The sequence below is a fragment of the Aeribacillus composti genome (assembly GCF_031760945.1).
Taxonomy (GTDB): Bacteria; Bacillota; Bacilli; order Bacillales; family Aeribacillaceae; genus Aeribacillus; species Aeribacillus composti.
This window is the reverse complement of sequence record NZ_CP134501.1, coordinates 1,771,504-1,787,335: the sequence shown is the minus strand read 5'-3', so window position 1 is coordinate 1,787,335 and position 15,832 is coordinate 1,771,504. Positions and strand designations below refer to the sequence as shown.

The window sequence follows — 15,832 nt, the reverse complement described above, 5'->3', positions numbered from 1 at the left end:
TCCACCTCCTTCAGTTTATATGGTTAAATCATTTATTTATGGATGCGTACTTTTGCATTCATTCCCGGCATAATTCCTAGCCCTTTTGCATCCGCAATAGATATTTTCACAGGAATCACCTGTGTTACTTTCGTATAGTTTGCGTCCGCATTTTCACTTGGAAGCAATGAGAAGACGCTAGCTGTTGCTTTTCCGATTTGCTCTACTTTTCCCGAAAGTTTAGACTCGCTGTACCCGTCGATGTAAATATCAACATCTTGACCAACTTTTACATCCCCAATAATGGTTTCTTTAATATTGGCAGTGATCCATAAATGATCGAAATCATATGCATATGCCAAAGGGGTACCAGCTGCCACAAATGAATTTTCTACCGCATTTGTTTGGACAATCGTTCCGGACTGGGGCATTTGAATGCTGACAGGTTCATCCTCCCCAGGTACGGCTAATTTTCCAATGACTTTATCTTTCTGAAATTGTGCTCCAACCTTTCCATCAAATTTTGTCAAGACTCCGGAAGCAGGGGCGGCGATCACTAATTGCTGTCCGTCCACTTTTGCGTAATCTGTTTTAATATAGTTGACCGACTCATTGTAATAATAGAATCCGGCAAAACCTCCTAAAACCAAAACAACGAGAACAACAATATTTAATATGACCAACTTTTTCACATTCATTTTTTATCCCCCTTACAAAAAAAATATTCATTAAATAAATATTTCATTTTGTGAAATATTTATAAACTGCATTATTTATCATATGACAATCGTTTATCCGAGTCAATGTTTTTCGTGTACCGAAATATATATATAAAAATGACCCAGACAGTACAATGGACTGTTTGGGTCATTTTGTCCAAAAAGCATAATCATGTTCCATTCGATTTTTGATAAAAAGCTGCTGAAAACATTCATGAAAGTCCAAGACAAACGAACGAAATCTCAAAAAGAAAACGGTTTAAATAAATCACATTGTAAAAATGCTGCATGAATAGGAAAAGAGCAGCTATGATAAAAGCGATTCCCAGCCCAAGATTTATTTTTCCAACTAGTGTAAAATTTTTTATTTCAATTCCTCCAAACAATCACGTTTTCAAATAAACGTTACATGACAGGCGAATTTAAACTTGAAATATCGACTTTTTGTTTCCCTACTTTTAAGAATACCATAGTCATATCATCTTTTTGCGGAACGCCTTCTGTAAATTTATGAATCGATTCCAGCACTTTTTTTTCAATCTCCCCAGCATTTTTATCCTGATTTTGTTTTAACGTTTCGATCAGCCGTGCCAATGTAAATTGCTCGCCGCGTTTATTCTGCGCCTCAATGATTCCGTCTGTATAAAAGAAAATTGAATCATGTTCAAATAATTGGATCGATTCTTCATGGTAAATTTGATTAGGAAGACCGCCAATCATAATCCCTTTCACTTTTGGAAGCTCATGTACCGCATCGCCTCTTATAAACAGCGGAAGATGATGGCCGGCATTTGCATATGTAAACGTTCCCGACAGCGGATCCCAATCGGCACAGAAAACGGTAACAAAAGATTTTAACTTTCTCAAATCATTGTATAACGCTTTGTTCATTGCAGTCAGCGTCTTTCCGGGGCTTTGCGTGCTTTCAGCGGCTGTCCGAAAGGCGCCGCGCGTTAAGATCATGAGCATCGCAGCAGGAATCCCTTTTCCCATCACATCCCCAATAACGATGCGCACTTTTCCGTTGACAAGCGGATAAAAGTCGTAATAATCCCCGCCAATTAATCGGGCAGGTATAGAATAGCCAAATACCTCTCCCCCTTCGATCGATGGAGCATGCCCGTTCAACAACGTTGTTTGTATCGTCCGTGCCAAGTTTATTTCCCTTTGCAGCATTTGTTCCTTTCTCTTAACATCTTCTATCGTATAGGAAGATTGCTGATACGTTAAAAAGTCTCTTTGCATCAAACAACCTCCCCTTGAATCGATTTTAAAATTTCGTATAATCCAACTGTTTCAAATAAATGGTTTGTGAAATCATTCATACCTTTAAAAACTAATTTAATGTTTTTTTCTTGAGATAAATAAATTAAATCGATGATTTCACCAATTCCGGATGAATCAATGAATTCCAAATAGCTAAAATCAATCGTCAATACTTGAAAATTGCCGATTTCATTAAAATGAGCATGAAACACATGAGCCGTTGAAATATCTAAAACTCCTTTAATGTATAATGTGAGGCTTTGATCTTGAATTTCCTTTTGAACCGTAAGACCCATACATACCCTCCTTAGCAGAAAAACTGAGCAATCATTTTCACCTTTATGTGTTTCATGATTCTTGAACTTTAAATTTATTTATTTTATTTTCTAAATCCTTTGAAAGGTTGTCTAATTGAATAATAATTTCATTCAATTGCTGTATCGCATCAAAAGAAGATAAATTCATTTCCGTAACTTTTTTGACATTTTGTTTCATCAAATCATTCAGTCTTATGAGTTGATGACTTGATTGAATAATAAAATTAGAGACATGATGGAATTCAAAATGATTCGCTTCTTTTAGTTTTTCCAGTTGTTGATTGATATTTTCATAGTTTTGTCGTATTTCTTTCACCTCTAATTCTATTTCGTGAAAAATTTCCCGCGATTCCTTTGTCATGGTTGTTGAAACTTCGTCCATGACATGAAAGTAAGAGTGCACTGTCTCTGATAAAACGTTTGAAACGAGCCTTAATGTTTCAATATCGTTTTTAATATCGACAATTAATTGGCTGATGCGGTCAGTCATTTCATTTAAATGGGCAGCAATATCACCGAATTCATTTTTCTGATCGACATGAATTTCTTCGGTCAAATCGCCTGCTGCAATTTTATTAATATAACGGTGAATAGTAGGGATCGGAGTTAAATATTTTTTCGTAATGACCTGCAAAACGAAAAATATGATGACAAAGGCAGCAACAAATGACAGGACAAACAAAAAAATGATATTATGAAAAAACTTTGTGCCAGCGCTTAAGTCGGTGACAATCGTAATAACCCTGTCATTTGGAATTGGCAGATAATATTTCCGATAGTTTTCCCCCAGTTTCACTGACTCCATTTGATTTTCTTTCAGAACTTTTTGAATATAAAAATGATCTTTTTCATGCTTATATGAATTTTTTCCATATAATATCGGCGCATCTCTTTCCGGTTCAATAATATCTCGATTTTCGCTCCGAAGCAGTACATTGGCATTTATAACCGCAATTTCTTCGATTTCACTTTCTTTAAATTTTAAAATGGAATGAATAAGCGCTTCAGGATCCGAATGCTTCGTTGCATGATAAATTTCAGAATCAAGAATATACGGATTAATCATAAATTCAGTTGTTCCGTCATAATAATAGGCATATTTAAAATATTTGTTTTCCCAGTCTGATTTGGAGATCGGACCAACCCAATAATGTTCTTGATAATAACCTTTCCCTACTGTTACAGGCTTACCTGACATCAGTTGTTGAAAAGCATCATACCAATACCCCCACTCTTTTGTGCTTAAACCAATTTCATTTGGGTCTGAAGATTGGGCAATGATTATATCATCATTTCTTCTTACCAATAAAGAAATATTGTACACATCATATTTATTGCGCAATGCAATTAAATCTTGCTGAGTCACTTCCTCGATCGTTTTCCCGCGCAATTCTTTTGCAATCTCTTTTGAAATTAAGTGCAGCTTTTCGTCAATTAAACGTTCAACCGTTTTTTTGGAATTTTCGCTGATTTCTATCGCGCTTTTTAAAATGCTTGCTGTTCGTAACACATCATTTCTATGAAAATGATCAAATTCTTTCTCCATCTGCCTGACAAAAATAAAGATGAAAATAGAACAAATAATAATCGGAATAAGCGCAATCATTGTAATAATTTGACCAATGATCGTTTTATTCTTTAAGAAATTCATCCGCATTCACTCCGAACGAAAGGATCAAGTACTTGATTGCAAAATGATCTTTATCATAATGGAATGTTTTTTCTTCTCTCTATGAGTCGATCCTTTAAATCTACTTCTAAAATAATCGTCGTTCCTTCTGTACTTGTATATATTGAAATTTTATCCATCATTTTTAACATAATGCTGAAACCGTGCCCAAATGACCGTTTGCTGGAATAACCTTCTAACAATATTGATTTCGGCAGTTCGCTTAATTTGATGCCATTTCCTTTATCTTCTACAATCACTTTTAACCAATCATGGTTCAAATAAACTTTCATTTTTCCTTCAACCGCATGCTTTAATACATTTGTTACAGCTTCAGAAATAGATAAGAGCACATTATATCTTTTCTTTTCTGAAATATGCCGATCTTTTAACAACTGGTCAATAAATGTTCTACATGCCGCAACATCATTTTTTTCAGAAACAGGAAATTCTGCAATTTTCTCACCTTGATTAAAGCTTTTTAATTCTTCCCGTTCAATCAGAGTCAATTTTCCTTGTGTGACGGCGTATAAACAATCACGGTAAATTGTACGTATCCTCAATTCTTGTTTTCTCTCATATTCTCGTAAATGACTTACATCAAACAATAGACATAATATTTTCTTTTCCAAACAGATCCAATGAACGTTATACATTTTCCGACTTGGAACATCTTCAATAAATTCATGTGCATATCCATTTTGAATAGGATGATTCGTAATCAGGCTTTTGATTTGTTGTTCACAAGGAATCTGAACTTTTTCGCCATTTATATGATAGAAGCTGCCATTTTGATAAAATACAGCTTGTACAACAGCAAAATCTTTCAGAAGCTTCGAGCCTTTATATTTTATATCGTGAAAGTGCTGCTGATTTTGAGCCTGAATCAATCCCGGATGATGATCTTTGCCTGCCTTTTTGAAATCAGCTATTTTTAAAACAATTTCTACTAATTTTGGATCAAGTTTTGTATTCTTTAAATTTTGAAAAGCTTTCTTTTGATTGATAATTCCAGAAGAATGCATCAATTTGTCATACTCATTTGCCGCAGCAATAATGCGGGCTCCCAATGGAATTTCTTCTCCTTTTTTTCCATCCGGATAGCCTTTTCCATCCCATTGTTCGTGATGAAAACGGACATACTGGGCAGCTTTTTCGATTCCCGATATTGCTGAAACCATCTTTGCCCCTAACTCGGAATGTTGTTTATAAAGCTTTTCTTCTTCAAGCGTAAGAGCCCCTCGCTTCTGAAAAATTTCATGCTCCATTTGTATTTTTCCAATATCATGCAACAAGGCAGCGTAATGAACAGCATCAACATGTTTGGGGCTTAACTTTAACTCTTCTGCGATGCGGCGTGCTAAATCTCCTACCCTTTTAGAATGCCCCTTCGGCAAATGAACTTTTTGTTCCATATACTGTGTAATATTTTCTAAGGTCGTCAAATGGTTTTTTCTATGACGAACTAGTACTTGAGCAATGGATCGAGCGAATAGAAAAACAGCGACGGCAAAGATCGTTTCAAACCAAAATGGAAAAGGCTGTTGATCGTAATCAATAGCAGCAAGCCGAAATCCTAAAATAAATGTCACAGCAAATGCTAGCAATGTATCATTCATCTCTGTTTTCAAAACATCCGAAAAATTTTGAGAGAAAACGAGACTCTTATAGATCATTGTAATGGCAAAAAAGATGAAAAAATATATAAACGTTGTGCATGCAAATGCGAAAACGGAGGTTATATATGTAAAAACGCCGAGTTTGCCAAAAAAATACTCAAATACAAATCCTGATAAAAAAACAGCAACCGCACATTGACTGGCCTGAAATAACCAAGAAATAAAGCTTAATTTGCTATTGTAAAATAAGAATAAAGAAGCGATGAGAACAACAATCACAGCTTCCGGAATTCCCATTTGAACAAGAACCACAATGTTAAAAATGCTTGAACAAGAAAGCTTCTTACCATTGCGGAGTTCGATAGGAAATATTTCTAATATCCCTGCAAGAATCGCTATTAAAATGGCAAATGGTATATGTGTTTTCTCTAAACTCCATAATTGTATTAGAATAATGGGCAGGCCAAAGCCGATGACAATAAGCATGAACCCTTTCTCTTTCAACAAGATCGGCATGTATGATACACCTTTCTTTTAAAAACTCGGGTCAGACATATTTTACGAATTGAATGAAAAATCCCCGAATAATTTTTAAAGCTTTTTCAATATAAAAAAGAAAAAATCCATTTTAGAACTTCTCCCTTGCAAATATCATGCCCTTAACAATCCGTGCACCTCTTGTATTTTCAATTTCGAAATGTAGGCAACTTTATCGCTTCCAGAAAAATGGGCGGCATACGTTTCGCCTTGTGGTTCAATTTTTATGATCTTTTTCAAATTAACAATATAGGAACGATGAGTTTTATAGAAATTACAAGGCAATTTCCCTTCTATTTCTTGCAGGGATTCGTTTGTTTCGTGTTGATGTTCTGCAGTATGAAACACCGTTTTTCTTCCGTTCTTCTCAATAAAAAGGATGTCGTCCGATGAGATGTAATGAAAGGTTTGATTCGATTTAATCGAAAGCTTTTTAATCTCTTTAAATGGATGCTTGTTTAATAATTTTTTCTCTATTTCAATCGCTTTTTTCGCCTTTTCAAGCGCCGTAAATAATCGAGTCCGTTCAATTGGCTTTACGATATAATCTGTAGCAGACAGATTAAATGCCTCAACAGCAAATTCATCATACCCAGTTGTAAAGATGACTTGCAAGGACGGATGAATTTCTTTACATATTTTCATAGCTTCCATTCCGTTAATTTTCGGCATATCGACATCAACTAAAACAATATCAGGAATTTTCTTCATAAATCGTTGAATTAATTCTTCTCCGTCAGCTGCCTCACAGACGATTTCATATTGGGGGAACAATTGAATAAAATGGGATAAAATCAGTCTTGAAGGGTGATCATCATCTGCAATAATCAGTTTGTATTTCTCCATAAATCTCCACCTCGTTGCTCTAGTTTGCGTGCCGTCTTTTTGAGTTTATTGTGTATTCTGCATGGATGATGATGTTCCTTTTCAAAAGGAAAGCATGAATTGCGGATGAAACCGGCATCTTTCCTTGTTGGATGTCTCCATGATGCAGACAGCGTCTTCGATGTTTATCCAAGTACTTAAAATGCTGAAAAGCCGTTTTGCTTTATGAATTTCACATAAATATTTTCATAAAATAAGTTTTTCATTATAATCAAATTTTGTCGCCGAAAAGATACTTGCAAGCTGCGAAAAAGTTGAAATGCGTCGATTTCTGCAAGGATCGTTCTGCAATTCAAATCTTTTCCCGATATAAAACCACCGGGATGCCAATTTGAAATAAAAATTATTTTAACAGAAACATTATAGAAAAAATTTGATTTTTCCCCGGGCTCCCAACTCAGTCTCAACAATCTGTAAAATACACAAAATGCTAATATTAGTATTTTTTTACATATCAAAAGGTAGAAATCGGCTGTTTTGCTGATTTCTACCAATACTGCATCGTCTACATGTTGTTTTCTGCTTCTAAAATAGCACTCATCCCACTTCATTATCGTAATACCTATACAAATACATTTTCTCCTAAAATTTTATCTAATTGGAGCATATCAAATACATCTTTCACTAAAGGTTGAACGTTTTTTATTTTCACTTGAACATCCAACCCATTCTTTTTGACTGTCTCGATTAAATTTAATAACAGTCCAATCCCGGTGGAATCAACGAAAGGAACTTCTTGAAAATCAAACTCAATATTTGTATAGGTTTGCAGAGCCGGAATAATTTCTGTTTCCATTAATTCCGCGACTTCAATATCTAAATCTCCGACAAACCGGACGTATGCTTTTTCGTTCAATTGATCGAGGCTATAAGAAAACATACAAAAATTCTTCCTTTCTAAATCATGCCTGTTCGTTTTGCTGAAAAATCTTTTTATAAACGGCACGTCCTTTTTCAAACGTCAACTGTTTTTATGTCGCTAAAATACAAGATTTCCATTTTTATCTAATTTCGCTATTATGTTTCTTTTCCCTTCATGAAACACATGCTTCATTTTTCCTATTTCGATGATTGTCCCTTCATTGGCATGATCAATGATAATTTTTCCATTGCTTGGCACGCTGATTTTTGTCATAACCCCGCTTTCTGAACCGCTCTCTCTCACCATGACCTCTTTTTCGGAAAATATTTCCCCGCCTCTGAGGACATTTTTTATGGCGATCGTTCCACCAGCATACACTTTGCTGTTAAAACAGCCTTGTCCAGTTATAAAAATGTCCCCTCGGGAATAAATGGTGCTATTTTGAGCATACTTTAGTTTGACAAAACAGTGATCATCCTGTTCATTTTTTTGCCGCTCTAACAGTTCAGTTATTTTTTGCATGAGCTGATTGATTTTTTCGATCGTATGGTATTCATTTACAGCAGGTGAAAGGAAACATAGTCTTAACTGTTCGCTAATTGTTAACCATTCCAGCTCTAAAATATGACTCCCATTATTGCAGGTCGCAATATATTGCTTTACAAGCGTAAGCAAATTATTGAACTTTTTTTCAAGCAAAATTTTTATTAACGGCTGTAATCCTTTTGATGAATAGTCTGACATTTTATATGCAGGGAGCTTAATGACTTGATAAATGGATTTGATCAATTGATCCATTTGCTCTTGAATGCTTGTTAATAATCGAATGAGCTCGGATGAATAAATATTTTGTTTTCCTGCTGAGATTGTGCTTTTAATAAAGCTTCCATGAACGACAATGGCATTTTTCGATGAAATTGTAGCTCCATATACATTTTTTTGAATCAAAATGTTTCCATCCGCCTCTACAACCATTCCCTCTTCCACATTGCCAAGAACGTCCAGATCACCCTTAAAACGAATGTTTCCTGATAATAAATTCACATCATGAGAATGTACAAGTTTTGGCAATATAGATACTCTGACGATTAATCCCCTTTGTTCAATGAGAGGACGCCCCGTTTCTGTAGCTAAAATTTTTTTACCTTGCTCGATAAGAGCGATTCCCTTTCCCGGCTGAATCGTAAGCGGATATGTCGGTTTAGGTGGTAAAGGTTCGTTCGTAACCGTAATTCCAGGTATTCCAGGGACAGGAGGATGTACAATAGCAATGACCTGTCCTTTTTCAACTGAAGGGAACTCCTGTTTTTCACGAAAATCGACGGTTCCGTCTTCTTTTTCTTTCACTTTTGCTCCTTTATTTAAATCAACGAGAAGCTCGATTTTTCCATTTTCCCCTTCTTTTGGTTTCATGTCAGATGCAATTGTAAATTTTCCTGGCCGGTCCGTATGAATTGCTTTAATAATCTCATTATGGTTAAATCCATGAATAACTCGCAGCTCTTCTAGTTTTTTTAAAATTTGATTGTAATCAACTGCTGGAATCGTTTCAACAATTTCTTCTCCTTCTAATACAATATGCTCACTAGGTTCGATATCTTTCACTTTATACGTTTTTCGATACCCTGGTTCTATTTGTAAAAAAACATGCAGCTTGTCAGAGTCGATCGTAATATCCCATTTACCTTCCGTTACAACTTCATCCGTTTGAATTTTATACTCATCCATTTCTGTTACGATGGTTGTTCCGGTAATGAGTTGACCATTTTTATACAACTTTATTCCTTTTCCAACAGTAACGGTCGGGTATTTATTTGAAGCTGGCTGGCAATATAATTTTCCATCTTTTATCCACACTTTACCTTCTAATGAATTTTCTTTTATTGGTTCAGAGCTTGCAAATGATTCGATTTCTAACGAATCAATGATCTGTTCTAAGGGATCCTGTTTTATAGAGCTTTGCTTAGAAGATGTTTCCTGATCATCCAGCTTTGTTAATCTGACGATCGCCTGTTTAGAACCAATTTTCCAAAATCCTTTGCCGCCTTTTTCGATGATTTCAATCGAAACTTTCTCCTTATCAGTCCCTAAAATACTCAAACCTAGTTCGATCGCTTCCTGTATGTTTTTTCCTTTCGCTAAAACTGACTGATTCATTTGCATCTACCTCTCCATATAAAATTCAGGAGAAACATGTTCATTCATCTGTCGGAGTGCTTATCGAAAAATATCTTCAATGGTGTGGACGGCTGATTTTTCTGGTTTTCCTAATAAATTTCCTTGGCCAACAGGAACTTTTAACAATTTTGCCTTAGCTAAGTCCATCTCCTTTTCGATTCCTTCCAAGATAATAGTGATTTGTTGTTTTGCATATTGCACTAAAAGCGAGACAATGTGCTGTTTTTCTTTAGAACGATATAATTCTTTAGTAAAATGCCGATCAAGTTTAATATAGCTTGCTGAAAAATCAACAATTTGTTGTAAAACAGCCGTTCCATTTCCAACGCCATATAATGCTACATCAAAACCGTTTTTCTTTAACATGTTTATTTTATCTTTTAAATCTGGCAAGTCCCATATATGCTTTTCACTTGGTGTATGATTTATTTGAAATACAACTTTTTCTTGTATTTGAGGATATTGTTTCAATAACCGCTCGACAAATTTTTCGAATTGATGATGAATGAGTGTGGAAGGGAAAAGATTGACGAATATTAATGAATCATCCAAACGTTCAATCGGAAAACACGTAATCGCATTTAATATCGCCTTTATGTTCAGTTCATAAAGACATCCTTTTCCCCGTGCCAGTTCATATATTTTTTCTATGTCCATTTGGCCATCTGGAAAGGTTAAAAATGCCTCATATCCAAATACATTCCAATTATTTAAATCCCAAATCGGTTGATAAACTGATTCCATTTTATTGGCTGCACTGTTTCTCATCTTTTCCCTCCCTTGCCATGTTTTATGATATTTTTGTTCTATGTTCAATGTAACTGTATTCCAACTTATTGTCTAACCAGCCTCCAGCATGAGAGGAACGTATTTTGACTTAAGAAAAATGATAGAGGACAGAATATGTCAAAAATCCGACATTTTACGACTTTTTTATTCAAACTTACAAATATTGCCCAAATAGTTCTTTTGAACTAAAAACAATAGCAAAAAAGACCTATGACTAAATAATCATACTAAAATTATTTCATTTTTTTTAGCAGAAGTTTGAATCCAGAAGGAAAAGCTTCAGAATCGTCATTGTCTTGTATTCATGATTTTGTAACTAGGAAATTGTATTTATGAAAAAAAGAAGCTGCTATGATTAGCAAGCCTCCTGTTCAAGTATGAAATTCTTCTGCTTTTTCGACATTGCCGGCAAGTTTGACGTGTTCGTCTAATAAAGTTTTTTATAATTCTCATTTCCTGTATTTCCACAAGATGGTATCTTTTGCTTAAGAAAAGGTTTTCATTATCACTGGAATGAAAAAAGCTTTGATTTTCATCAAACCTTTTACTTTTGCATATTGAATATTGCAAAACACTTTGTAACAAGGCAACTGAACGATCAGTCATTAAATTCCAACATTAAACGGAACTCTTTTAACCTATTTGAACAAAATAACATTTTTCCCATAACTCATGCGGCATTTTCCGTAAACATAGAAAACAGTTTATATATATATATTAATGGTGCTGCCTGTGTTCTAGATCTTTCTTAACAGCATGATTCGTTTCTCGATTCAACATAGGCAGTTTAATCCAAAAGTCACTTCCTTCTCCTATTTTGCTAACAACCCCAAATTCCCCGTTCATCAGCTCTATCAGTTGTTTTACAAGTGAAAGTCCGAGACCGGTTCCTTCAACTTGCACATGTTGAATACGATAAAAAGGTTCATATATTTTTTTCAATTCTTCTTCGCATATCCCGATTCCGGTATCAATTATGTGAATAACTAGAAATCCGTTTTGACATTTACAGGTTATATGGATCTGTCCACCTTCAACATTATATTTAATCGCGTTATCTAACAAATTTAAAATGACTTGTTTTAATCTTAACGAATCAATGTGGATCATTTGATCCACACACTGATCAATGCTTTTGATGATTTTGATCCTTTTTTTGTTTGCCGCTGGCTTCATCAATGCTATACATTCACATATGACCGAATCAATTTGTACTTCGTCATTTGAAATTTTTATTTTTCCTGTTTCAATTCTGGAAAGATCTAAAATTTCATTAATCAAATTTAATAAATGGCGGCCTCCTTTTAAAATTTCTTCCACAAATGCTTGCTGCTGCTCCGTTAACGTTTTATCTAGTTCCAACAAATGAGAAAAACCAAGGATTCCATTTAACGGCGTTCTTAATTCATGACTCATTTTCGATAAAAATTCCGATTTCGCCATATTGGCTTTGACGGCTTCTTCTTTCGCCTGAATAATGCTGTTTTCCATCTTCTTTTGTTCTGTTATATCTTCAAACGTCCATAAATGGCCTTTCAGTTTCCCGTCCATATAAAAAGGAAAATAACTTCTTTTCAAGATTTTACTATTTTTGATGTTCACTTCATCAGAGAAATGCTTATAGGGAGTGAAAATCTTTGATACTTCCCCTGTGTTCTCTTCAACATTTCGGCCAACGGCTGGAAAATAATTTGTGATGTTTTTCCCAATCAGCTGTTTTATTGGCTCATTGATTTGAAAAATTTTCAATATCGTCTTATTTAAGGCGATAATCTTCATTTCATGATCAATCACAACAATTCCGATTGGCAGATTGTCAATAATCGTCCGTCTTAGTGCATTCGACTCATTTAATTTCATTTCCTGCTCTTTTCTGACGGTTATGTCTACACAAGAACCGATGACTTCAACAACTTTTCCATTTTCTATAACCGGACTTAACACAGCCAAGTAATCATATCCGTTCAGCTTTCCCTCAAAATGGACAATCTCGCCATTCCAGGCTTTCTGATAAGCTCGAAGCTGCCCTTCAGCGACTTCTTTCGGCAAAAAATCCCGCAAATCCTTTCCAATAATCTCATGGGGAGAATAGCCAAGTTTATAGAGCAATTCCCCTGCACATAACGTATGGATAAACTGATCGTTTATTTTGACGAACTTAAATGTCATTCCTTGCTGGCGTTCTAATGTATTCATTAAATCTTTCTGCATTTTTCGAAGTCGTTTTTGATATTGTTTTAATTCTTTCATATCTTTGGCGATGACGAAAAAACCTTCATTTTTTCCTTCAACGATCATAGGGACAAACGTTAAAAGTAAAGGAATCCATTCACCTTTACTATTTTTAAACGAAACTTCTATTTCATTTTCGTTATGCTCCAACAAACGATTCATTTTCTGTTTTACCCTTTCGGCATCGTCTTGAGGCAAAAACGAAAAAATCGATTGATGAATCATTTGTTCTTTTTTTGCTTTTAAGATTTCTAATCCTTTAGGATTTATATTCGTAATCATTCCGTCGATATTAATGATGAAAACGATATACGGATTATACGAAATCAATGACTCGTAATATAGATTTGTTGTTTCAAACTTTCTTTCTAGCTTGTTTTTTTCTTTTTGAACAAATGCAAAAATCATAAAAATCATGATGATTGAAAGGAGAAGTTGATTTGCCAGCAATGTAGAAACCGAATAAATCTGCTCATATATGAATAATCCAGCTTTTTTTATTTCATTCATTACCGTGTATTGAAAAATGAAAATACCCAATCCCAAAACAATTGAAGGTATTATGATCGCTTTCATTTGAAGCTTTTGAGATCGCTTATTGTGATGGAAAAAGGCAATCACTGCTCCCGCTAAAACAAAAGCGATTAAGTTAGAAAGAACGGAATAAAATCCGTCATATTCATTCCCTTTCAATGATTTTATACCAATATAATATATTACAAAAATACTTAAACCCACTACAATCGAAATCGCCGCTGCATTAGAAACATTTTTTTGTTTATCTTTCATGGAAAAAGCAGCGAATGATGCAATGATCCCTAGCAAAAAAGATAATAACGTACAGACGGTGTAATACGTTGCAATCAAATATAAATCATCACCGAGCATGTCAATAAATTGCATCGACCAAATTCCTAACCCTACCCATATCGTTCCTAACATTATGTATAACCACTTATCCTTTTCAGTAGACACCTGTATGTTCTGAATCATGTGAACAGAAAAAAAAGAAGCAATGATTGCCATGACGACAGATGAAATCACTAACTCCCAATTAAACAAAGCTTCCATGTTTCACACACCTTATCTTATTTGCTTACATCATAAACAAATAAAGAAGGTTAGACAATTATTTTTACTCTGTGGAACCATTTTGAACAGAACGGAACAGTTTTTTTAGTAAAATATTAAAACTGTTTTTTGAAGACGGTGGAGTAATATGCCAAAGAACTTTGCAGATAAGCGGGATACTTTTATTAAAAAGCGGAATTTAAAGCGTCATCCTAGTATTGAAAAAACAAAAAAAGCACCGAGATTTAAGAAATTTTATAGGTGCTATTGCTCTCAAACAATCATTCTATATGAAAAATTTCATAGAAGCAATTTTAAATGTTCTTAACAATCTTTGCATTTTATTGCACCTATTGATTCAAAAATCTCTTAGTGCAGCATTGTAAATGTTATATTTATTTATTTTTGTAAAATATAAAAATTCTTTTGATTTAAAGAGTACAACTACAGAATATGACTTGCAATAATTCGATCAAGCTTCCGAATATTCACTTTTTTATTTAATAATAATTTGAATTTCCCTGCCCTAGCCCATAGTTCGAGTTCTGCATTAAGGTCAATCTTTCCTCCATTTTCAGAAGAATACATGACAATCGATTTAAATGGAATGGTGTAGATTTCCATTTTTTACCTGTAATTCTTGACGATCGGCAATGATTATTCTTTTGTTCGTCACGACCGCAACATCTCGAACCGTTTTATACGCAGCTTCCGCAGTTTCCCCTTCAATTAAAATTTCCTCCACTTCTTTTGGAACATCTGTCTCTTCATAAAACGTCCAAGTCATAATAGAACCTTCATTTGCCATACCTGATTTCATCCCCTATTTGCTTCATTTATGAACAATAAACATAATTTTGGCAAACTGTCTTGGAGCTTATCTTACAAATGTGATAAAATCAACGTTCACTGGTTCATGCCGTTCAGATCGCAGTCTCAAGTTGATCTGTCCTCGATGGTAATGTCCGTGCAAAGCGACATGAGTTAAAATTTCCCTTAATGTATTTTGAAACTCGATTCCTTTACTGTTTTTGTAAGTGACAATGTTGTCTAAATCACGATTCGTCAAATTTTTCAAAAACGATGTAATGCTCTGTTCATTTTGTTTTGCAAGTTCTGCACAGGCATCTATATGTACATCCTCCCAAATCGCAATGTGTGAGCTGTCCAATCCTTGTAATCTTGTAAACCATAGTTTTTCAGTTAAAAGAATATGCGAAAACAAGCGCAGCGCTCCATTATTTTCCCCTTCAATCTTTTGCAAAGTGTCTAATATACGCTCGTTCGCCCAATGCAAGTGCTCAAACATCTTTTGAATCGTTTCCAATAAAAATCCTCCTTCTTTACTTTACTATGTATGCAGCAAATGCTGTTCCTTTGAGTTAACTGACAATGATTAGGTTTTATCGTATAAAAGTTCGTCAAATACACGGTATATCTTCCGAATATTCTAATAATTTATTGTTGGCAAGCTGATTATGAATTCCTGTTTTTGACTGTTTTATCAAATTGGGAGATATCCAACCTTTTAAAACTTTTTGGGAAAGAAACTCCAAAGATTGTTCAGAGTTTTGCATTCTGCCTCGCAAAATGACAAGTGTTGAAACAATTATAACATGAGTTCGCTTAAAAATTTAAACATTTTTTCAGTCTGCGAGCATAATTAAGCTCTCTATTATTAATCCAACTTCTGTCAAATATTATGCAAA

At 34.5% G+C, this 15,832-nt stretch carries 11 protein-coding genes and 1 pseudogene; all 12 read right to left on the bottom strand.

Annotation, left to right across the window (positions count from 1 at the left end; all coding sequences use genetic code 11):
- Window positions 1–32: 32 nt before the first annotated feature.
- The 12 genes and pseudogenes from RI196_RS08700 to RI196_RS08645 all read right to left on the bottom strand — a co-directional run bounded on the left by RI196_RS08700 (window position 33) and on the right by RI196_RS08645 (window position 15,450).
- On the bottom strand, window positions 33–677 hold the full coding sequence (locus RI196_RS08700; protein ID WP_063389565.1) for an HlyD family secretion protein: 645 nt from the start codon (window positions 675–677) through the stop codon (window positions 33–35).
- A gap of 426 nt (window positions 678–1,103) precedes the next feature.
- A complete protein-coding gene (locus RI196_RS08695) occupies window positions 1,104–1,874 on the bottom strand; it encodes a PP2C family protein-serine/threonine phosphatase (protein WP_242009281.1) in 771 nt (256 codons plus the stop codon).
- 68 nt (window positions 1,875–1,942) lie between these two features.
- The gene (locus RI196_RS08690) at window positions 1,943–2,260 is read right to left on the bottom strand and encodes an STAS domain-containing protein (protein ID WP_063389567.1); all 318 of its coding nucleotides are present in this window, start codon (window positions 2,258–2,260) and stop codon (window positions 1,943–1,945) included.
- A gap of 52 nt (window positions 2,261–2,312) precedes the next feature.
- A complete protein-coding gene (locus tag RI196_RS08685) occupies window positions 2,313–3,932 on the bottom strand; it encodes a methyl-accepting chemotaxis protein (protein WP_158640158.1) in 1,620 nt (539 codons plus the stop codon).
- 53 nt (window positions 3,933–3,985) lie between these two features.
- Entirely contained in the window at window positions 3,986–6,085 is a 2,100-nt protein-coding gene (locus RI196_RS08680) for an HD domain-containing phosphohydrolase (RefSeq protein ID WP_311067261.1), read from the bottom strand.
- A 135-nt stretch (window positions 6,086–6,220) separates the two neighbouring features.
- Entirely contained in the window at window positions 6,221–6,952 is a 732-nt protein-coding gene (locus tag RI196_RS08675) for a LytR/AlgR family response regulator transcription factor (protein WP_063389570.1), read from the bottom strand.
- 601 nt (window positions 6,953–7,553) lie between these two features.
- On the bottom strand, window positions 7,554–7,871 hold the full coding sequence (locus RI196_RS08670; protein ID WP_063389572.1) for an STAS domain-containing protein: 318 nt from the start codon (window positions 7,869–7,871) through the stop codon (window positions 7,554–7,556).
- Window positions 7,872–7,970: 99 nt separating this feature from the next.
- Window positions 7,971–10,010: a flagellar assembly protein A gene (locus RI196_RS08665; protein ID WP_311067260.1), complete on the bottom strand. Its 2,040-nt coding sequence runs from the start codon at window positions 10,008–10,010 to the stop codon at window positions 7,971–7,973.
- Window positions 10,011–10,070: 60 nt separating this feature from the next.
- On the bottom strand, window positions 10,071–10,799 hold the full coding sequence (locus RI196_RS08660; RefSeq protein ID WP_066246638.1) for an EAL domain-containing protein: 729 nt from the start codon (window positions 10,797–10,799) through the stop codon (window positions 10,071–10,073).
- A gap of 738 nt (window positions 10,800–11,537) precedes the next feature.
- Entirely contained in the window at window positions 11,538–14,123 is a 2,586-nt protein-coding gene (locus RI196_RS08655) for a PAS domain S-box protein (RefSeq protein WP_311067259.1), read from the bottom strand.
- A 444-nt stretch (window positions 14,124–14,567) separates the two neighbouring features.
- A pseudogene (locus RI196_RS08650) lies at window positions 14,568–14,910 on the bottom strand (PH domain-containing protein).
- 90 nt (window positions 14,911–15,000) lie between these two features.
- Window positions 15,001–15,450, bottom strand: coding sequence for a DinB family protein (locus tag RI196_RS08645; RefSeq protein WP_063389576.1), 450 nt, complete (start codon window positions 15,448–15,450; stop codon window positions 15,001–15,003).
- Window positions 15,451–15,832 lie beyond the last annotated feature (382 nt).